At 69.7% G+C, this 18,811-nt stretch carries 14 protein-coding genes; 8 read left to right on the top strand and 6 right to left on the bottom strand.

Annotated elements, in window-relative coordinates:
* The first annotated feature begins 46 nt into the window (after positions 1-46).
* The 3 genes from dnaG (at position 47) to KIH73_RS03615 (ending at position 3,640) form a co-directional block, all read left to right on the top strand.
* Positions 47-2,128, top strand: coding sequence for a DNA primase (dnaG, locus tag KIH73_RS03625; RefSeq protein ID WP_219080626.1), 2,082 nt, complete (start codon positions 47-49; stop codon positions 2,126-2,128).
* A gap of 619 nt (positions 2,129-2,747) precedes the next feature.
* Positions 2,748-3,359 carry a hypothetical protein gene (locus tag KIH73_RS03620; RefSeq protein WP_219080624.1) on the top strand — a complete coding sequence of 204 codons (612 nt, stop codon included), beginning with the start codon at positions 2,748-2,750 and terminating at the stop codon, positions 3,357-3,359.
* 56 nt (positions 3,360-3,415) lie between these two features.
* Entirely contained in the window at positions 3,416-3,640 is a 225-nt protein-coding gene (locus KIH73_RS03615) for a helix-turn-helix domain-containing protein (RefSeq protein WP_219080622.1), read from the top strand.
* Positions 3,641-3,679: 39 nt separating this feature from the next.
* Here KIH73_RS03615 and KIH73_RS03610 read toward each other — a convergent pair whose 3' ends face one another.
* Complete coding sequence (locus KIH73_RS03610) at positions 3,680-4,111, bottom strand: MerR family transcriptional regulator (protein ID WP_219080619.1); 432 nt, start codon at positions 4,109-4,111, stop codon at positions 3,680-3,682.
* A gap of 207 nt (positions 4,112-4,318) precedes the next feature.
* Between KIH73_RS03610 and KIH73_RS03605 the strand changes: the two genes are divergently transcribed.
* The 3 genes from KIH73_RS03605 to KIH73_RS03600 all read left to right on the top strand — a co-directional run bounded on the left by KIH73_RS03605 (position 4,319) and on the right by KIH73_RS03600 (position 6,120).
* On the top strand, positions 4,319-5,275 hold the full coding sequence (locus tag KIH73_RS03605) for an alpha/beta hydrolase (protein WP_219080618.1): 957 nt from the start codon (positions 4,319-4,321) through the stop codon (positions 5,273-5,275).
* A gap of 376 nt (positions 5,276-5,651) precedes the next feature.
* Entirely contained in the window at positions 5,652-5,777 is a 126-nt protein-coding gene (locus KIH73_RS11055; protein WP_274608147.1) for a hypothetical protein, read from the top strand.
* A gap of 52 nt (positions 5,778-5,829) precedes the next feature.
* A complete protein-coding gene (locus KIH73_RS03600) occupies positions 5,830-6,120 on the top strand; it encodes a hypothetical protein (RefSeq protein WP_219080616.1) in 291 nt (96 codons plus the stop codon).
* A gap of 886 nt (positions 6,121-7,006) precedes the next feature.
* Here KIH73_RS03600 and phnX read toward each other — a convergent pair.
* The 5 genes from phnX to KIH73_RS03575 all read right to left on the bottom strand — a co-directional run bounded on the left by phnX (position 7,007) and on the right by KIH73_RS03575 (position 14,625).
* Positions 7,007-7,786, bottom strand: a complete 780-nt coding sequence (gene phnX, locus KIH73_RS03595) for a phosphonoacetaldehyde hydrolase (RefSeq protein ID WP_219080614.1) — start codon at positions 7,784-7,786, stop codon at positions 7,007-7,009.
* 459 nt (positions 7,787-8,245) lie between these two features.
* Positions 8,246-9,418, bottom strand: coding sequence for a 2-aminoethylphosphonate--pyruvate transaminase (phnW, locus tag KIH73_RS03590; RefSeq protein ID WP_219080612.1), 1,173 nt, complete (start codon positions 9,416-9,418; stop codon positions 8,246-8,248).
* Positions 9,419-9,665: 247 nt separating this feature from the next.
* Entirely contained in the window at positions 9,666-12,533 is a 2,868-nt protein-coding gene (locus KIH73_RS03585) for an ABC transporter permease subunit (RefSeq protein ID WP_219080610.1), read from the bottom strand.
* A gap of 3 nt (positions 12,534-12,536) precedes the next feature.
* Entirely contained in the window at positions 12,537-13,337 is an 801-nt protein-coding gene (locus KIH73_RS03580; RefSeq protein WP_219080608.1) for an ABC transporter ATP-binding protein, read from the bottom strand.
* A 418-nt stretch (positions 13,338-13,755) separates the two neighbouring features.
* A complete protein-coding gene (locus KIH73_RS03575; RefSeq protein ID WP_219080606.1) occupies positions 13,756-14,625 on the bottom strand; it encodes a MurR/RpiR family transcriptional regulator in 870 nt (289 codons plus the stop codon).
* Between the two features lie 154 nt (positions 14,626-14,779).
* On the opposite strand from KIH73_RS03575, the gene KIH73_RS03570 reads away from it, so the two are divergent.
* Both KIH73_RS03570 and gndA read left to right on the top strand, forming a co-directional pair.
* On the top strand, positions 14,780-17,116 hold the full coding sequence (locus KIH73_RS03570; protein WP_236022557.1) for an alpha-L-arabinofuranosidase C-terminal domain-containing protein: 2,337 nt from the start codon (positions 14,780-14,782) through the stop codon (positions 17,114-17,116).
* A 168-nt stretch (positions 17,117-17,284) separates the two neighbouring features.
* Complete coding sequence (gndA, locus tag KIH73_RS03565; RefSeq protein WP_219080605.1) at positions 17,285-18,775, top strand: NADP-dependent phosphogluconate dehydrogenase; 1,491 nt, start codon at positions 17,285-17,287, stop codon at positions 18,773-18,775.
* Positions 18,776-18,811: the final 36 nt, after the last annotated feature.

Raw genomic sequence — 18,811 nt, 5'->3', positions numbered from 1 at the left:
CGAACGCGGAGGGGAGCCGCCCGCCGGTCGCGGTAATCTGAACCGTATGCCTGGCATGATACTCAAGGAAGACGTGGAGAAGGTGCGCGCGGCCGCGGACCTGTACGACATCGTATCCGCATCCGTCACCCTGAAGCCTTCGGGGACCGGCACCTACGTGGGCCTGTGCCCGTTCCACGACGAGAAGACGCCGAGCTTCTCGGTGCGCCCCTCGCTGGGCGTGTGGCACTGCTTCGGCTGCGGGCTGGGCGGCGACGTCTTCGGGTACGTCGAGCAGCGCGAGAACATCGACTTCCGCGAGGCCGTGGAGCTGCTCGCCGACCGGTACCATATCGAGCTGCGCTACGAGGCCGGCTCCCGGCGCGACGAGCACGCCGGCTCGAAGCGCACGCGCCTGCTGGAGGCGAACGAGGAGGCGCAGCGCTTCTTCGTCTCGCAGATCATGAGCAAGGAGGCGCTCGCCGCCCGCAAGCTGCTGGGCGGGCGCAACTTCAGCCAGGCCGACTGCGAGCGCTTCGGCTGCGGCTACGCGCCGCAGGGGTGGGACAACCTCGTGCGCCACCTGGCGAACAAGGGCTTCACCCAGCAGGAGATGCTCGACGCTGGGCTCGCGCGGCAGGGCCAGCGCGGCGTGTACGACTACTTCCGCGGGCGCGTGACCTGGCCGATCCGCGACTCGACCGGGCGCACGCTCGGCTTCGGCGCGCGCAAGCTGTACGAGGACGACGCGATCGCCGCGAAGTACATCAACACCCCGGACACGCAGCTGTACCGCAAGAACCAGGTGCTCTACGGCATCGACCTGGCCAAGTCCAGCATCGTCAAGAAGCGGCAGGTGGTCATCGTCGAGGGCTACACCGACGTGATGGCCTGCCACCTGGCCGGCATCGACACGGCGGTGGCGACCTGCGGCACCGCGTTCGGCGCCGAGCACGCCAAGATCGTCCGCCGGCTGATCGCCGACGACTCGCTGGGCGCCGTCCAGCTCGTCGGCCCGCTCAAGGTCGAGGGGCAGGCGCTCAGCTCGCGCATCGTGTTCACCTTCGACGGCGACGCGGCCGGGCAGAAGGCCGCGCTGCACGCCTTCGGGCTGGATTCGGCGTTCCTGACCCAGACCTTCGTGGCCGTGGCCGACGACAACCTCGACCCCTGCGACCTGCGGATCGAGCGCGGCAACGAGGCCGTGCGCTCGCTGATCGAGCGGGCCAAGCCGCTGTACGACTTCGTGATCGACGCGGCGATCGACCGCTTCGACACGCAGTACACGACCGGGCAGATGGGCGCGGTCAAGGCCGTGGCGCCGCTGATCGCGCAGATCCGCGACCGTTCGCTGCACGACATGTACACCCGCAAGGCGGCGCGGCGGGTGGGCGTGGACCTGGACGTGATGCGCCGCGAGGTCGCCTCCGCGCGCCGCCGGCTCAACGTGCGCGACGAGGACGCCTACGCGCCGCGGCGACGCGGGGGCGCGCAGGCCGCGGAGCCGCGCGGCGAGCCGGGGCGGAACCCGTACGAGAACCCGGCCGCGCGCAAGGCGCTGGAGCGGCGCGACGCGAACGAGCAGACGTACCACAGGATCGACGACGCGGTGTTCATCTGCGAGCAGCAGTTCATGGCCACGCTGATCCAGGTGCCGCGCGCGGTGGATCCGGCGTGGTTCGCGCAGCTGACGCTGGCGAACTTCATGACGCCGGTGTTCCGTTCGCTGTTCCAGGCGATCGCCGCGGCCGGCGGTCTGCCGAGCGCCGACACCCCGCAGGGGCTGTGGATGCACAACCTCACGAAGGCGGGCGGGCCTCTGCTGGAGCCGGTGATCAACGAGCTGGCCGTGATGCCGCTGCCGCTGCCCGCTGCCGAGCGGGACGACGCGCAGGCGCCGCGGGGGGAGTCGGGCGGCGCCGCGGCCGTGCAGCTGCGCCCGGCGACCAGGGCCGAGCAGCAGTACGCCTTCGAGCTGCTGGCCAGGCTGCTGGACATGGGGTTCATGCGGCGCATCGGCGCGGCCAAGCGGCGCATGGCGCAGCTGCCCGACGGCGAGGAGAAGATCGCGCTGCTCGGCCAGATCACGCAGATGGAGACCGCGCGCAAGGATCTGCAGGCCCAGGTCTACGGCAACACCGTCGGCTGAGAGGCCGGCGGCCCCGCGCCGGGCGCCGCCGCGCTTCGGGCGGTCGTCCGGCGGCGCCCGCATCCCCGATCCTCGCATCCCCGATCCCGGGATTCCCGATCCCGGGGATTCCCGATCCCGGGATTCCTGATTCTTGGATTCCTGATCCCAGGATTCCCGATCCCTCATCTCCCCGCGCACAATGTGCAGTTTTTCACGCTGAGAGCCAGAAATCGGCGGCTCAGCGTGAAAAACTGCACATTGTGCGCGGGGTGTCTGGCGGCGGAATTGCCTGATGGGGTTGCCTGGCGGTCGGGATGTCTGGAGCGGTGGGGGGGGCGGCGGTCGCATCCGCTTGCCGGCTGCGCGGCGGGGTTCTGGTCCGGCCGCGCGGGAGCGGGTTGCGTCGGTGCGGGGTGGACCGTTGGATGGAGCTGCGTCATGCCCTGTGCGGATTTCCGTCGCGTGGGGCAGTCCGGCCGGGCTGCAGTTGAGCGGGCTGCGGGGTGGCCGTACCGCGGGTATGCCGTGCCATTTTCTGGATTATTTGTTTGTCGTTAAAGATTTATTGACAAACGATAAGCATCGTTGGATGATGGAAGTGTATCCCATCGGATCGATGCGACAAGGAGGTTGCATCATGACATGGAAGCTTGAACGCGCGGGCCGGTTCGCGGGCGTGGTCGCCCGCATCGCCGAGATCGTCGTCGCTGTCGCGGCGGCGCTGAACCTGGTCGCCCTGATGCTGTTGGTCGTGGACCCCGACGCGTTCGCCGTCGACGCCGACGGGTACGGCGCGACTCGCGCTCTCGGCGGCACCGGCTGGAACATCGGCATTTCCGGCGAGGTGATGGACATGAGTCTGCGGCTGCAGCGCGGAGGCGGCCTCGACATGGCGGCGGCCGTGACGGCGGCACTGGCCGCGGCGGTCATCTACGCGCTGCTGGCTTTGGTGTTCCACGAGGCCGCGGGGATGTGCGGCGAGCTGGTCGAGTGGCTGTCCCGTTCCGGCGACGACCGGTCGCTCCATGCCCCGCTGGCCTCCAGACTGCGGCGCATCGGCGCGGCGCTGGTCGCGACGCTCATCGTCACGTTCGTTGCGGAGTCGGTCGCGCTGACGGTCGGCGTATCCGCGTCTCTGACGCTGGGCGGGACGGCCGTGGTCGTCGTCTTCGCGGGGCTCTGCCTGCTGCTCGGGGCGGTGTTCGACCACGTCGCCGTGATGCAGCGCGAGATGGACGGACTGGTGTAGCGTGTGGACGTGGGCGAGGCGACCGCCTTCGCCTGCGCAGGAGCGGAGGTGACACGATGGGCAGGATCGTCCTGCGGCTCGACAGGATGATGGTCGAACGCGGCCGGAGCCTGAACTGGCTCGCCGACCGCGTCGGCATCACCAACGTGAACCTGTCGAAGATCAAGAACAACCACGTCACCGCCATCCGCTTCTCGACGCTCGCCGCGATATGCGAGGCGCTCGACTGCCAGCCGGGCGACATTCTCGAATACGTCGACGACGAGACGCCGCAGCGATGATTCCCGCCGCGGCTCCCGGCGTTCCGCCGACGCCGTCCGCTAGATCCGGTAGTCGCGCAGGTCCTCGGGGACGTCCTCGTCCGGCAGATCGCGCACGGCGTCCTCGGTGCCGGCGGCGACGGCGGTGTCGTAGTACCAGCACTTGTAGCGCAGCAGGTTCATCGTGTTGCGCAGCTCGTCCATCTGCCGCTCGACCTCGGCGAGCCGGTCGTGGAACATCCTCCGACGCTGGGGGAGCGTGGCGTCGCCCTCCTGACACCAGCCGAGGAACTCCTTGATGTCCTTGATCGACATGCCGGCGTGCTTCAGGCACTCGACGACCTTGAGCGTGCCGAGCTCCTTGTCGGAGAACACGCGGATACCGCCCGACGAACGCTCCATGTCCGGGAACATGCCCTCGCGGTCGTAGTAGCGCAGCGTCGAGATCGCGATGCCGGTGGCGTTGGCCACCTCGCCGATGGTGTAGTACATGTCCGCTCCCTTCCCGCCGCCGTGCCGTGACACGCCGCGCGTCCGTCCACCCGTTTGAGGTGAAGTTAACTTTAGGTTCTACCATCATGATAAAGCTTTCCGCCGGTCTCGTCGAGCCGTGGCACACGGCTCCCGCCGCGGATGCCGCCCGTGCGGTATCCGCGGCCGGCAGGGCAGGGCCGGCGGCGCAACGAAAGGAACACAGCCATGATGGTCACATCCGAGAACCACTACATCGCCCCGCTCGACGAACACGTCGAGCGCCGGCACGTCTTCTATCCGAATCGCTACGGCCTGCGGCTGGCCGGCGACCTGTACACGGCGAAGGATCTCGACGCCGAGGCCGGGTACCCCGCGATCATCGTCGGCGCCCCCTACGGCGGCGTCAAGGAGCAGGGGCCGTGCGTGTACGCAAACGAGCTGGCGCGGCGCGGCTTCGTCGTGCTCACCTTCGACCCGTGCTACATGGGCGAGTCCGAAGGTTTTCCGCGCAACGTCTCCTCGCCCGACCTGTTCACCGAGAACTTCAGCGCCGGCGTCGACTACCTCGGCCTGCAGCCGTTCGTCGACCGCGAGCGCATCGGCGTGCTCGGCATCTGCGGCTCCGGCGGCTTCGCGCTGTCCGCCGCCGCGATGGATCCGCGCATCAAGGCCGTCGTCACCGCGTCGATGTACGACATGACCGTCGCCGCCCGCCTGGGCATGGACGCCGAACAGATCGCGCGGACCAAGGACCGTCTGGCCCGCCAGCGCTGGGTCGACGCCGAGAACGGCTACCCGGAGTACGTGCCGTCGTTCCCGGAGGAGCCGCTGGACGAGCCGCCGGCCGACATGCCGGAGCCGGACGCCGAGTGGTTCCGCTTCTACGCGGTGCGCCGCGGCCACCATCCGAACGCGCGCGGCGGTTTCACGACCACCAGCGACCTCGCGTTCATGAACTACAGCCTGCTCGAGCACATCGACGAGATCTCGCCGCGGCCGATCATGTTCATCGTCGGCGACCGCGCGCACTCGCGCTTCTTCAGCGACGACGCGTTCAAGGCGGCGAAGGAGCCGAAGCGGATGGTCGTCGTGGACGACGCCGAGCACATCGACCTGTACGACCGCACCGACCGCATCCCCTTCGACGAGGTCGAGGCGTTCTTCAAGGAGAACCTCCACTGATTATGTTGGGCCCCGGACGGCATGTCCGGGGCCCTTGCGCATGCGCGTGCGCGGAGGCCTGCCGGGTATCGTGCCGGCGGCGCGCGCCCACGGTTTCCGCATGCCATGGGGCGCCGCCGCTTGCGCAGGGCTATGGGCGCACGACCCGGCGAAGGCTGGGGCCGTGCCCGCCGCGCCGCACGCCGTCAGGAGCCCCGGTCCGCCGCCGCGTTCATGATTCGCCAACATTTCGCCAACGAAGCGCCAATGTCGGGTTTCTATCGTGGGCCATGTCGCCGGACGAGCCGCAACGGCCGCGAGGCGACGACGAACCAGCCCGCCCCGTTGCGGGGCGGGCGTCCAACCGATACGGGACTCGACGGAAACGGAGGGCGATATGGCGAGGCATCATCGGACGGCGGCGTACGCGGGAGCGGACGAGGGCATGGTCCGGCCATGGATGCTGGGCGTGCTGGCCGTATCGCTGGTGGTGGCGTTCGTCGGCAACGCGCTGCGGCTGTGACGCCGACGCGGGCGGTTCGTCCATCCCATAACGACCAGATGACAGAGAATCCTTGGAGGCAATCATGGCGAAATCGGCATTGGTGAACGTGAACAAGAAGATCGCGAAGGCGGTGGTCGGCGGCTACAAGGCGGTCGAGGGTGCGGTGGTCGGCGGGTATAAGACCGTCGAGCGCACGGTGGTCGACGGTTACGAGGCCGTCGAGGATGCCTTCGTGGACCGTTTCCTGACCGAGGACGGCGAAAGCGTCGCGGACGCGAAGGCCCGGCTGCGCCGCTCGCAGCCGCATGGCGCTTCGGCGGATGGGCGGGACGCCCCCGACGACAATCAGCCCAAGCATTGATTCGCTTAGCCCCTATCCATCCCATTTTTTTAAATCAAGATGCCCAACCTCTAATCTCTAATCCCGGCTCCTAACCCCAAGCAATCATCCCAATCCCCGGAATCTCTGATTCCCAATCCCGGATCCCTAATACCGGATCCCCTATCCCAGATCCCCCGATTCTGGATCCCGAATCCTTGATCCCGGATTTTTAATCCCGGAATCCCTAATCCCGGAATCCCTAATCCCTCACCTCCCCGCGCACAATGTGCAGTTTTTCACGCTGAGAGCCCGAAATCGGCGGCTCAGCGTGAAAAACTGCACATTGTGCGCGGGGGTTTGGCGCGGAAGGGCCGGGGCGGCCCGGATGGGCATGAGCGGGCCGGAGAAAGGCATGGGGCGGTGGGAACCCGAAGGAAGGAAAGACGCCGGGAGGGCAGGAGGCCGGCAAAAGGAAGGATATCAAGGGACCGGGAACCGGCGGGGCAGGATATCGACGGAGCGGAGCACGATGCCGGCGAGGCGGGCCGGATGCCGGAGGGCGGCCGACCGAACGGCGGGCCGGGCGGATCGGCCCGCTGTTCGCCGGCTTACGATTCGCTGACATATCGCAGGCATTCCGCCAAAATCCCCGCCCCATGCTGAACGCGACGCCGGCGACGGGACCGGCATGACGACAAGGAGGCGCGTGATGGCCGGAATCATTGCGGCGATCGCCGCGGCATGCGCGGTGGTGTGCGGCGGCGTGGCGCTGTACCGGCGCCGGTCGCGGCGGGACCGATGACGGAGCGGGCGCCCCGGGCGTACGTCGCCCGGGGCGCCCGCGCATATCCGTCGGATGGTTCGGCGGCGGACTCGCCGACGCGCAGGGCCGCTCGCATGTCATGTGTCCGGCCGGCAGCTCGGCCTAGCAGCCCAGCAGCAGCGCCGGCAGCTCGGCCATCGTGTCGATCACCGCGTCGGCGCCGGCGGCGAGGAACGCCTCGCGCGCCGACGTGCGCTCGCGGTCCCGCTCGGCGGGGGAGAGCGCCTCGAACTCGGCCTGCGACAGCCCCATCTGCGAGCTGCCCTCGGTCACGCCGACGGTGAAGACGCCCGCGTTCCTGCCCTCGCGGATGTCGGAGATGGTGTCGCCGACCTTGGCGACGCGGCGCACGTCCTGCAGATGCAGCGCCTGCATGTTGCGGAAGATCATGTACGGGTACGGCCGGCCGTAGCCCTCGGTGCCGTCCGCGCTGATCCAGTAGTCGGGCGCGTAGCCGAGCTCGGCGGCCTTCGGCGCGACGATCGCCATCATCGCGTCGGTGTAGCCGGTCGTCGAGCCTATCTTCAGTCCGGCGGCGCGCAGCGCGTCGACCGCGTCGACCACGCCGGGCTTCGGGTCGGCGAAGCGGTCGAGGATGCCCAGCAGCTTCGGCTCGAAGCGCTCGTAGACGGCGTCCACGTCGGCGTCGGTCGGCGCGGCGCCGTGCGCGTCCTCCCACGCGCGGGCGATGCGCGGCATGCCGAGCATCGTGGCGATGTGGTCGTGCTTGAGCATGCCCATCGGCTTGCGGGTCTCGTCCATCGTCGGCTCGACGCCGTGCTCGCGGAACGCCTCCATGAACGCCTGCACGGGGGCGAAGCAGCCGTAGTCCACGGTCGTGCCGGCCCAGTCGAAGATCACGGCGTCAAAACGGTTGGTCATCATATATCCTCCGGTTGGTTGCCGTCGGCGGTCGGTCGCTGCCGGCGGTATGTGAGTCCATGCGGCGGCGGTGGGCCGTCGCGTCGGTTGGTGGCGGCCGCGCGTCCGGCGCGTGCGCCGGCTGGGCGGCCTCGGTCCGTGGCGGGGCGGCATCGCGCACTCCGCCGGTGGTTATTGTCGAGATTCATCGCCGCGGTTTTTCCCTCGGCGATGAATCTCGTCGGTGGTTGCGTCGAAGGGCGGTGCGTCGTGTCCCTCGACAGCGGGTTTGTCGGGATGCTGTCGGCGGCGTGTGCGGCCATGCGATGGCAGTGGTCCGCCGTGGCGGTTGGTGGCGGCCGTGCGCCGGTCCGCGGCGGGGCGGGGACGGTATCGCGCCCCGCCCCGCCACGGACTTCGTCGGTCTGCGGCCGGTCGGTCTGCGGCCGGTCGGGATGCGGCCGGTCGGGATGCGGCCGGTCAGATGGCCTGCGAGGCCCGGTCCATCGCGGCGATCGCCTCGGCGACGTCGCCGGTGCCGGCGCAGGGCTTGAGCAGCCCGCGCTCGGCCATGTACATCGCGAACAGTTCGGTGACGCGCACGATGTCGTCGGGGTAGATCTCGCCGATGTTGCCCAGGCGGAAGGTCTCCTCGTCGGTGAGCTTGCCCGGGTAGATCGCGTAGCCGCGCTCCTTGATGAACGCGTACATGTCGGCGAAATCGAAGTCCGCGCCCTGCGGGTAGGTGAAGGTCGTGATGATCGGGCCCTGGTGGTCCTTGAGGAACGTGCCGAAGCCGAGCGCCTTCATGCGGGCGATGAGCATGCGGTTGTTGCGCGCGTAGCGGGCCGAGCGGGCGGGGATGCCGCCCTCCTCCCTCATCTCGTCGAGCGCCCTGTTGAACGCGAGCACGACGTGGGTTGGGGAGGTGTAGCGCCACTTGCCGTTGTCCTTCTCCAGCGTGTTCCACTGGTCCCACAGGTCCAGCGACAGGCTGCGCGCCTTGCCCCTGGCGGCCTCCAGCTTCGCCTTGTCGCAGATGATGAAGCTGAATCCGGGCACGCCCTGGATGCACTTGTTCGCCGAGCTGACGATGAAGTCGATGCCCCAGTCGGCCACCGGGATGTCCACGCCGCCGAACGAGCTCATCGCGTCGACGATCATCGTGCAGCCGTGCTCCTTGGCGACGCGGGCCACCGACTCGATGTCGTTGAGCAGGCCGGAGGTCGTCTCCGAATGGATCATCGACACATGCGTGATCGACGGGTCGGCGTCCAGGATCCGTTCGACGCGCGCGGCGTCGGGGATGCGGTCGTAGGGCTCCGCGTACCGCACATGATCGATGCCGGCGTGCTCGCAGATCTTGACCTGGCGGTCGCCGTAGGCGCCGTTGGTGCACAGCAGCACCTTCTCGTCGGCGCCGATCACGCTGGTCAGCACGCTTTCGACGCCGAAGGTGCCGGAGCCCTGCATCAGCACGACCGTGTACCGGGACGGGTCGCAGTGCGCCAGCTCGAGCAGGTCGGCGCGGATCTTCTGGGTGATGGCCTTGTAGTCGTCGTCCCAGGTGCAGTGGTCGAAGAGCATCTCCTCCTTGACCGTGCGCGTGGTGGTCAGCGGTCCGGGGGTGAGCAGCTTGTAGTCGCGGTTCATGGTTGACCCTTTCTTCTGATCTGTTCTGTGGTGGTTTATCGGCGTGTTTCCGGCATTCTCGCCGGTCCCGCTGGTCCCGCCGATCTTGGGGCGCGGGAATCGGGGAATCCCTGCGCCCCGGCGCGGGCGTCGGCGGTCTCGACGTGAGAATCCGCCGGTTCTTGCATTTCCCGGGCCGTCGGGTGCGGGCCGGATGCGAACCGGGTGCGGGCCGGGAACGGGCGGGCCGGAACCCGCCCGCGGGGGGCTACCGGTCGCCCTGCGCGGCGCGTTTGCAGGCCTCGGAGAAGTCCTGGTGCTCCTGCAGCAGGTCGACGGTCAGCGGATCCGGGAAGACCTTCGGGTTCGCCGAACCGTCGGCGGACTCCGTCTCTCCGGCGTACAGCGGCACCGGGTAGGTCTCCAGCAGCTCGGCGCGGCCCTCGTCGACGATCACCCCGGCCATCTTCTGCGCCAGCGGGTTGGTCCGGTCGCCCTTGTCGAGCACCGCCACCGATTCGGTGAGCGAGTAGTTGCCCTCCTCGGGGTCGACGTAGTCGATCGGCAGCCCCTCGGTCTTGTCGGCGACCGCCTGGTGGCGCAGGCCGAAGCCGATCGCCACCTCGCCCGAACGCACCGAGTTCAGCGGTCCGGATCCGGACATCTGCAGGTGCGGTCCGGCGTTGCGGTAGATGCCGGTCAGGATTTCGCGGCCGCGCTCGCCGGTGCCGTACGCGTCGGCGATGGCCTGGACCATCAGCCAGCCGGTCGAGGAACCCTCCATGTCGGTCACGGAGATCTGGCCCTCGTAGATCGGGTCGGCCAGGTCGGCCAGGCTTTCCGGCACCGGCAGCCCCTCGTCCTCGAGCACGGTGGTGTTGTAGAAGATCGCGCCTTCCTGCACGGTGGTCGGCCGGCGCCAGACAGGCGCGGTGGAGTTGCCGTCGGCGCCGAGCGGCCGCGAGGCGACCTCGGTCAGGTCGGCGAACATGTGGTTGCGCTCCTGCGCCGAGTCGATGTAGTACGAGCTCATCGTGATCAGGTCGGCCTCCAGCGCGCGGCCCTCGGCGAGCAGCTTGCCGCCGAGCTCGGAGGTACCGAAGCTCTGGATGACGTACCGGTTCCCGAATCCGTTCGCGTCGAGCGCGTGCTGGAACGCGGTCACCGCCTCGTCGTCGGCGTTCGTGTAGATGACGACCTGGCCGTCGGCCGCGGCGGTGCCGGAGAATGCGCCGAAGCCGAAGGCGACGAGGATGACGGCGAGGATGCCGGAGAGCGTGCCCGTGAAGATGCGCCGGCCGCGGCGGTTGCCGGAGGTCGGCAGCGGGAAGTCCGGCGAGCCGGTGACCGACGCCTGCTCCAGCGCGATCAGCCTGGCGTCGCGGCGCACCGTCATCGCGGCGGTGGCGACCTGCACGACGCGCTCGCGCACCGTGGCCCGGCCGCGCTCGCGGGTGGCCAGCGCGATCACGCCCTTGACGACGAGGTTGGTCGCCAGGATCAGGACCGACAGCGCGAAGATCTGGTCGAACTCGGCCAGGTGCTGCAGCACGGAGATCTCGGTGGTGATGACCTGCGTGCGCGCGCCGGTCAGGAACACGACCGCGGAGATCGTCACCATCGCGTTGACGAAGTAGTAGCCGAACACCTGCAGGATCGTGGGCCACGCGTTCGGCGTGACCACGCGTACGATCGTTTTGATCCAGCTGTCGCCCATGAGCTTGGCCGTGGTCTCCCACGAGCCGTTCATCTTCGACAGCGAGTCCTTGATCATCTGGTACGGCGTGGCGAAGTAGTGCACCACGTTCGCGGCGATCAGGATCCAGAACGTGTTCTGCAGCGAGCCGCCGGAGAACGCGAACAGGAACGCGATGCCCAGCACCATGCCCGGCACGGTGTTGATCACCGAGCTCATCGCGTCGACGACGCGCTTGGCCCAATTCGGCAGCTTCGAGCGCGAGGTCACCAGGCCGGCCGCGTAGGCGAACAGGCAGCCGACGATCGCGGTCATCACCGCCACGTACAGCGAGTTGAGGTACACCGAGCTCAGCGAGCCGTCGGTGAACAGCCGCGTGATGTGCTCCCAGGTGAACGAGGTGTCGAACGGCCATTCGGCCACGAACGGGATGATGAGGATCACCGCGAACAGCGAGAGCACGCACGCCAGCGCGAGCACCGACCCGGCGCCGCACAGCCAGTCGCGCCGCGGGCCCTTGGGCAGCTCGACCTGCGAGACCTTGGCGTAGCGGATCGAGTAGCGCTCGAGCACGGTCATCAGGATGATCGACGCGATCGAGGGGACGAGCATGAACACGGCGATCACGGCGCCGCGGTTGAAGTTCGGGATCGAGCCGAGCATCTGGTTGTACAGCGTCATCGCGAGCACGTCGTACGTGCCGCCGACCGAGGTCGGGATGCCGTAGTCGGTGAACGCCAGGAAGAACGCCTGGATGAACGCGACGGCGAGCGTGCCGACCAGCGGCCGCAGCACCGTGTTCAGGAACGTCGTCCACGGCTTGTCGCCCATGATGTGCGAGACGATGACGAACTTCTTGTCGACGAACCGGAAGCTGTTGTTGATCAGCAGGAAGCAGGTCGGCAGCGTGTAGACGACGTAGCCGATGAGCAGTCCGGTGAAGCCGTAGATGTCGAACGGCTGGAAGCCGAGCAGCCGGGTGATCAGCCCCTGGTTGCCGAAGCTGTAGATGATGGCGAAGCCGTAGGTGATGGTCGGCAGCAGCATCGGCACCTGGGTGAGCAGCGTGATGGCCTTCTTCAGCCCCTTCGGCACGTTCGTGCAGTTGACCGTGTAGGCGAGCAGGAACGCCAGCAGCACGGCGACCAGCGCGGAGGCGCCCGCCACCTTGAGCGAGTTGAGCACCGAGGTCGCGAACTCGGGCCGGGCCAGGATCGCCGCATAGTTGCTCAGCGTGGCCGCGCCGTCGCCGGTCTGGAACGAGCGGATCACGACCAGCGCCATCGGCACGACGAGGAACGCGGCGAACGCGACGGCGACGACGGCCAGCAGCGCCCACAGCTCGGTCTGCCGGGGCTTGGACGGCCTGCGCTCGTAGTTGACGATCTCCGGGGCGATGTTGGGCAGCTGCTTGCCTGCCTGGATCGATTCGACGGACATGGCTCACTCCTTGCCTGCGCGGCCGGCGGGCTGCGCGGCCGGCGCCCCGTGCGCCGGCCGGCCGTCGGCGAACAGCGAATAGATGTTGTTGCGCTTGACCTCCAGCTGGTGGAGGATGAAGGTGCGGACGAAGTCGCTGGCCGGATGCTCGATGATGTTCTCCGGGGTGTCGTACTGCGCGATCGCGCCCTGGTTGAGGATGAGCACGCGGTCGCTCATCGTGCACGCCTCCTCGGGGTCGTGCGTGACCATGATGGTGGTCAGGTGGTACTGGTCGACGATCTGCCTGATCTTGGCCTTGATCGACTCCTTGATGACGCCGTCGAGCGCGGACAGCGGCTCGTCGAGCAGGAGCAGCCGCGGCTTCATCACCAGCGTGCGGGCGAGCGCCACGCGCTGCTTCTGGCCGCCGGACAGCTCGTCGATGGACTTGTCGAGGTGCTCCTCCAGCCCCAGCAGCGCGATCAACTCGCGGATCTCCCCGGGGGAGGACAGGCCGGGGTCGTTCCTCAGGCCGTAGGTGATGTTCTCGTAGGCGTTGAGGTTCGGGAACAGCGCGTAGTCCTGGAACACGATGTTGAAGCCGCGCTTCTCCATCGGCACGTGCGTCAGGTCCTCGCCGTCGAAGAGGATCCGCCCGCCGGTGGCGTCGGTGATGCCGAGGATGATGTTGAGCAGCGTGGTCTTGCCGCCGCCGGAGGGGCCGAGGATGGACATGATCCGGCCCTTGTCGAGGGTCAGGCTGATGCCGTTGAGGACGTGCGCGTCCCCGAACGACTTGGTGACGTTCTTCAGTTCGAGCATGGTTCGTATCTGCCTTCCGCGGGCGCGGCTCCTGGCCGTCGTCCGCCGCATGGGTGCCGGCCCTTGCCGCCGGCCGGGATCGGTGTTCGGTTGTGCGCCGGATGGGTCGTCTGCGGCGCGGGCCGTGGTGTCGGCCGTGATTCCATCGTCCGTCCGGCTCCGGCGCCGGCGGGACGATCCGGAAGAAAGCTCGGGGAAAGGACGGTGAATTCCGCGTAAAACTACGCGCCGGCGCCGTAGTCTTGTAGTCGCGGCCCGGCGGGCGCGGCGTCCGTCCAATGGCGCGGGGAGGCGCGGGCGAGGCGGCGGGCGGATGCGGTGCGGCGCCCGCGAAGGATTCGGGCATGGCGCGTCCGGGCGCCGCGTCCACGGCCCGCCGGGGCACGGCCGGGGCTCGCGCGGCCCCGGCCGTGCCCGCTCAGCCGTTGTAGCCGCGGTCCTGGATGGTGCGGCCCGAACGGTCGAGTTCGGTGGAGAAGCGCCCGTAGTCGCTGAGGATCACGCCCATGTACAGCATGTCGACCATGACGACGTGCGCGGCGCGCGAGAAGATGGCGTTGCCGTAGATGGTGCGCTCGCCGCGCCCGGCGAGCAGGGCCACGTCCGCCCAGTTGCAGATCGGCGAGCCCGGCGCGTTGGTGACGGCGATCGTGCGCGCGCCGCGCGACTTGGCCAGCCGCAGCGCCTTGACGGTGTCCGCCGAGGCGCCGGAGTAGGAGAACGCGACGACCACGTCGCCCCCGGACAGGTGCCCGGCGGCGATCTGCTGCAGGTAGGCGTCGGCGTTCATCCGGCAGCGCAGCCCCAGGTAGCTGAGTTTGGTGAACAGGTCGGTGGCCGGCGCCAGCGAGTTCTCCACGCCGATGACGTCGATGAGGTCGGCGCCCGCGAGCAAGGCCACCGCCTTGCGGAACTCCCTGCGGTCGAGCGAGGCGAGCAGGTCGTCGAGCAGCGACGCCGTGCCGTGCACCGCCTTGTCGGGCACGTCCTCGAGCCTGTCCCACGGGTTGAGGTCGAAGCCCTCCAGCGGGTCGAAGGTCGCGCGCCGTTCCGCCTGCGGGTGGCGCAGCACGTAGCGCAGCTCGCGGTAGCCGCCGAAGCCCAGCTTGCGTGAGAACCGGATGACCGTCGGCTCGCTGACGTGCGCGGCCGCGGCCAGCTGGCCGACGGTCAGCTCGGCGGACTCTGCCAGATGGTCGCGCACGTATTGCGCGACGGCCCGTTCCGCCGGCCGCAGCGAGGGGTACACGTGGTCGATGCGTTCCCTGATCCCCGTGGAAGTGTGCACGTCGTCTCCTCTGCTATCCGCCCCGGCGGGCGGCCGGGCCCAGACTAGCGCCGCCGGGTGAGCCGACGGGGCCGGGCGGCCGAACCGCGGGTGAACAGCGGGTGAATTGTGGACGTCGGCCGGCCCCGGCGGGCGGATGCCGGATAATGGTGCCATGGTGACGGTGACGGTGGGTGCCCCTACGCACCCGGTGAGCGATCGGCTGTACGGCGTGTTCCTCGAGGACATCAACTTCGGCGCCGACGGCGGGCTGAACGCCAACATGGTGAACAACTACAGCTTCGACGGCGTGTACCTGGACCACCACGGCCTGCGCGTGCGCGGCGAGGAGCGGTGGCGCACCCTGCCGGACCCGCTGCGGTTCTGGATCTTCGACGGCGTGGCGGCCCGCAGCTGCGGCACCCGGATCCGCGGCGAGCGAGGCCGGAGCGTGGCCACCGACTGCCCGGCGCCGCCGCTGCACGACAACAGCCGGTACGCCAGACTGACGATGGAGGGGGATTCGGGGCGTGTCGAGAACCTCGGGTACAACGGCGGCGGCGAGCATGCCGACGCCTGCGCGATGGCCGTCGCGGCGGGGCGGCGCTACGAGTTCTCGGCCTACGTGCGGCCGGTGGCGGGCGGGTGCGCGCTGCTGGTGTCGGTGGTCGACCGCTACGGTCTGCCGCTGAGCGACGTGCTCGAGGCGCGTCCCGCCCCCGATCCCGACGACCCGTTCGCGCGCGACGGGTGGAGTCGCGTGGCGTGCACGCTGACGGGCGCGGCCACCGACTACGGCAAGCTGCGCATCGGCGTCGTGCGCCGCGGCTCGGGCGGGGCAGAGCACGGGCCGGTGACGCTGGACCTCGACTGCGTGTCGCTGATGGACGCCGACCACTGGGGCCGGGGCGACCCGAAGTGGCGCCACGGCCGCCTGCGCCGCGACCTGGTGGAGGCCATCGCCGCGCTCAGGCCGTCGTTCGTGCGCTTCCCGGGCGGCTGCATCGTCGAGGGCGTGACCCCGGGCAACGAGTACCGCTGGAAGGACACGGTCGGCGCGCTGCCGGCCCGCCGCCAGCAGTACAGCATGTGGGCGTTCCGCACCGCCGACGGATCCAGCTACTCGCAGAGCTACCAGATCGGGTTCTACGAGTACTTCTGCCTGTGCGAGGACCTGGGCGCCCGGCCGCTGCCCACGCTGTTCGCCGGCATCACCTGCCAGTCGCCCTACCGCGACCCCAGGCACATCGCCACCGACTCGGCGTATTTCCGCGAGGCGGTCGTGCAGGACTACCTCGACCTGATCGACTTCGCCAACGGCGACCCCGAGACCGACGCATGGGCGCGGGTGCGGGCGCGGATGGGCCACCCCGAGCCGTTCGGCCTGGACATGATCGGCGTGGGCAACGAGAACCACGGCCCCGACTACGTCGACAAGTACGACGCGATCTGCCGGGCCGTGCACGCCAAGGACCCCTCGATGCTGTGCGTGATGAGCGCGGGGCTGTTCCCGTTCCGCCTGCCGATGCGCCGCGCCTGGGAGCACGCGCGGGCCGTCGCCGCCGAGGCCTCCGTGGCCGGGGACGCCGCTGGGGCCGGAACCGCCGCGGCCGACGGGACCGGAACCGTCGGGACCTCCGGAACCGGGGTCGTCGGGGACGCCGAGGGTCGCGACGCCTCCGCCGCCGCGGCCGACGGGGCCGCCGGGTCCGGGACCGCGGCGGCTTCCGGAACCGCCGGAACCGCGCGGGTCGGCGCCCGCGGGTCGGCGACCGGCGACGCGATCGTCGTCGACGAGCACTCCTACCACGCCCCCGAGTGGTTCGTCCGGCAGGCCGGACGCTTCGACGACTACCCGCGCGACGGCGCCGGCGTGTGCTTCGGCGAGTACTCGGCCAACGGCTACTTCGCCGCGCGGCCGCAGACCTACGAGACGGCCTGCCGGTGGCGCTCCGCCCTGGCCGAGGCCGCGTTCCTGACCGGGTGCGAGCGCAACAGCGACGTGGTGCGCATGACCTCGTACGCCCCGCTGCTCGCCCACATCACCGGCAAGGGCTGGGAGCAGAACCTCATCGAGTTCAACCCGGCGACCGTCTCGCCGACCGTCAACTACGAGGTGCAGCGGCTGTTCTCGGCCAACGTGGGCACGACGGCCTACGAGTGCGCGGTGACGGGGGAGGACGGGGGAGCCGGCCGGCTGTTCGTGTGCGCCACCGGCGACGAGGGCTCGCGGCGCTGCGTCAAGATCGTCAACGTCGGCGACGCGCCGGTGCGCGTCACGCTCGACGTGGCGCCCGGGCTGCGGGCGCTGGGCTCGGGTTCCGGCCGCGCGCCGCGCCTGCGCGTGGAGACGCTCTGCGGCCCGCCCTCGGCCAAGCGCTCGCTGGCCTACACCGGTGCGCCGCGCGGCGGGGTCCGCCACGACGTGCGCGAGTACCGGCTGTCCTCGCCGCACGTGCACGTCGCCGTGCCCGTCCCGGCGTACAGCGTCACGCTGGTCGTCGTGGACTGACCGCGGACCCGGCGCCGCGCCCGCGCGCGGGCTGTCCGGCCCGCCGTCCATGCCGGCCGGCGGGACCGGACGCGTACGCGATGGGCGTACGGCGCACACCCCCGAGTACCATACCCGGTGGGAATACACTACTGATAACCCTCGCTCAACTTGGCGAAAGGCAGCAACATGGCACAGGAAAGCAACCACACGAACGAACCGCAGGCCAACATCGGCGTCGTCGGCCTGGCCGCGATGGGCGCCAGCCTGGCGCGCAACCTCGCGCACCACGGCAACACGGTGGCGGTGTTCAACCGCAGCCACGCGCGCACCGAGACGCTGATGCGCGAGCACGGCGACGAGGGCGCGTTCGTCCCGGCGGACACGCTCGAGGAATTCGTGGCCAGCCTGACCCGGCCGCGCACGGCCATCATCATGGTCAAGGCCGGCGCGCCCACCGATGCGATGATCGACGCGCTCGCCGACCTGATGGAGCCCGGCGACATCATCGTGGACGCCGGCAACGCCTACTACGAGGACACGATCCGGCGCGAGAAGGCGATCCGCGCCCGCGGCCTGCACTTCGTCGGCTGCGGCGTCTCCGGCGGCGAGGAGGGCGCGCTCAAAGGCCCGTCGATGATGCCCGGCGGCACCGAGGAGTCGTGGAAGACCCTCGGCCCGATCTTCCGCCAGATCGCCGCGCAGGCCGAGGGCGAGCCGTGCGTCACGCACATCGGCACCGACGGCGCCGGCCACTTCGTCAAGATGGTGCACAACGGCATCGAGTACTCCGACATGCAGCTGATCTCCGAAAGCTACGACCTGCTGCGCCGCGGCCTGGGCATGTCCGCCGACGAGCTGGCCGACGTGTTCGCCGCCTGGAACGAGGGCGACCTGAACTCCTACCTCATCGAGATCACCGCCGACATCCTGCGCCACAAGGACGCGAAGACCGGCAAGCCGTTCGTCGACGTGGTCGTCGATCGCGCCGGTATGAAGGGCACCGGCACCTGGACCGTGCAGACCGCGCTGTCGCTGGGCGTGCCGGTCACCGGCATCGGCGAGGCCGTGTTCGCCCGCGGCCTGTCCTCGCAGGCCGGGCTGCGCGCCGAGGCCCGGGACAAGGCCCTGGCCGGCCCCGAGCCCGCCGCCGTGCTCGCACCGATCGCCGCCGACCCGCAGGCCCGCGCCGCCTTCGTCGAGGACGTGCGCCAGGCGCTGTACGCCTCGAAGATCGTCGCCTACGCGCAGGGCTTCAACGAGATCGAACAGGCCGCCGCCGAGCACGGCTGGGACATCGACCTCGGCGCCGTCGCCAAGATCTGGCGCGGCGGCTGCATCATCCGCGCGCGGTTCCTCAACCGCATCGCCGACGCCTACGCCGGCGGGACCAAGCCCGGCTCGCTGCTGTTCGACCCGTTCTTCAAGGCCGCCGTCGAGGGCGCCCAGGACTCCTGGCGCCGCGTCGTGGCCCGCGCCGCGCAGGCCGGCGTCCCGGTGCCGGTGTTCGCCTCGTCGCTGGCCTACTACGACGGCCTGCGCTCGCGCCGTCTGCCCGCCGCGCTGATCCAGGCGCAGCGCGACTACTTCGGCGCCCACACCTACGGCCGCGTCGACGAGCCCGGCGTGTTCCACACGCTGTGGGCCGAGGAGGGCCGCGAGGAGATCAAGCAGTCCTGACCAGCCGCCCGGCCGGCGGCGCGGCGCGGCACCGGC

The sequence above is a fragment of the Bifidobacterium phasiani genome (genome assembly GCF_019331775.1).
Taxonomy (GTDB): domain Bacteria; phylum Actinomycetota; class Actinomycetes; order Actinomycetales; family Bifidobacteriaceae; genus Bifidobacterium; species Bifidobacterium phasiani.
This window is presented reverse-complemented; position numbering and strand designations above follow the sequence as displayed.

What these genes read in the sequence shown, in the direction of transcription:
- KIH73_RS03605 (WP_219080618.1), top strand. Translation starts at nt 4,319, where the DNA reads ATGATGGTCACATCCGAGAACCACTACATCGCCCCGCTCGACGAACAC.
- phnW (WP_219080612.1), bottom strand. Translation starts at nt 9,418, where the DNA reads ATGAACCGCGACTACAAGCTGCTCACCCCCGGACCGCTGACCACCACG.
- KIH73_RS03615 (WP_219080622.1), top strand. Translation starts at nt 3,416, where the DNA reads ATGGGCAGGATCGTCCTGCGGCTCGACAGGATGATGGTCGAACGCGGC.
- KIH73_RS03570 (WP_236022557.1), top strand. Translation starts at nt 14,780, where the DNA reads ATGGTGACGGTGACGGTGGGTGCCCCTACGCACCCGGTGAGCGATCGG.
- dnaG (WP_219080626.1), top strand. Translation starts at nt 47, where the DNA reads ATGCCTGGCATGATACTCAAGGAAGACGTGGAGAAGGTGCGCGCGGCC.
- phnX (WP_219080614.1), bottom strand. Translation starts at nt 7,786, where the DNA reads ATGACCAACCGTTTTGACGCCGTGATCTTCGACTGGGCCGGCACGACC.
- KIH73_RS11055 (WP_274608147.1), top strand. Translation starts at nt 5,652, where the DNA reads ATGGCGAGGCATCATCGGACGGCGGCGTACGCGGGAGCGGACGAGGGC.
- gndA (WP_219080605.1), top strand. Translation starts at nt 17,285, where the DNA reads ATGGCACAGGAAAGCAACCACACGAACGAACCGCAGGCCAACATCGGC.
- KIH73_RS03585 (WP_219080610.1), bottom strand. Translation starts at nt 12,533, where the DNA reads ATGTCCGTCGAATCGATCCAGGCAGGCAAGCAGCTGCCCAACATCGCC.
- KIH73_RS03580 (WP_219080608.1), bottom strand. Translation starts at nt 13,337, where the DNA reads ATGCTCGAACTGAAGAACGTCACCAAGTCGTTCGGGGACGCGCACGTC.
- KIH73_RS03610 (WP_219080619.1), bottom strand. Translation starts at nt 4,111, where the DNA reads ATGTACTACACCATCGGCGAGGTGGCCAACGCCACCGGCATCGCGATC.
- KIH73_RS03620 (WP_219080624.1), top strand. Translation starts at nt 2,748, where the DNA reads ATGACATGGAAGCTTGAACGCGCGGGCCGGTTCGCGGGCGTGGTCGCC.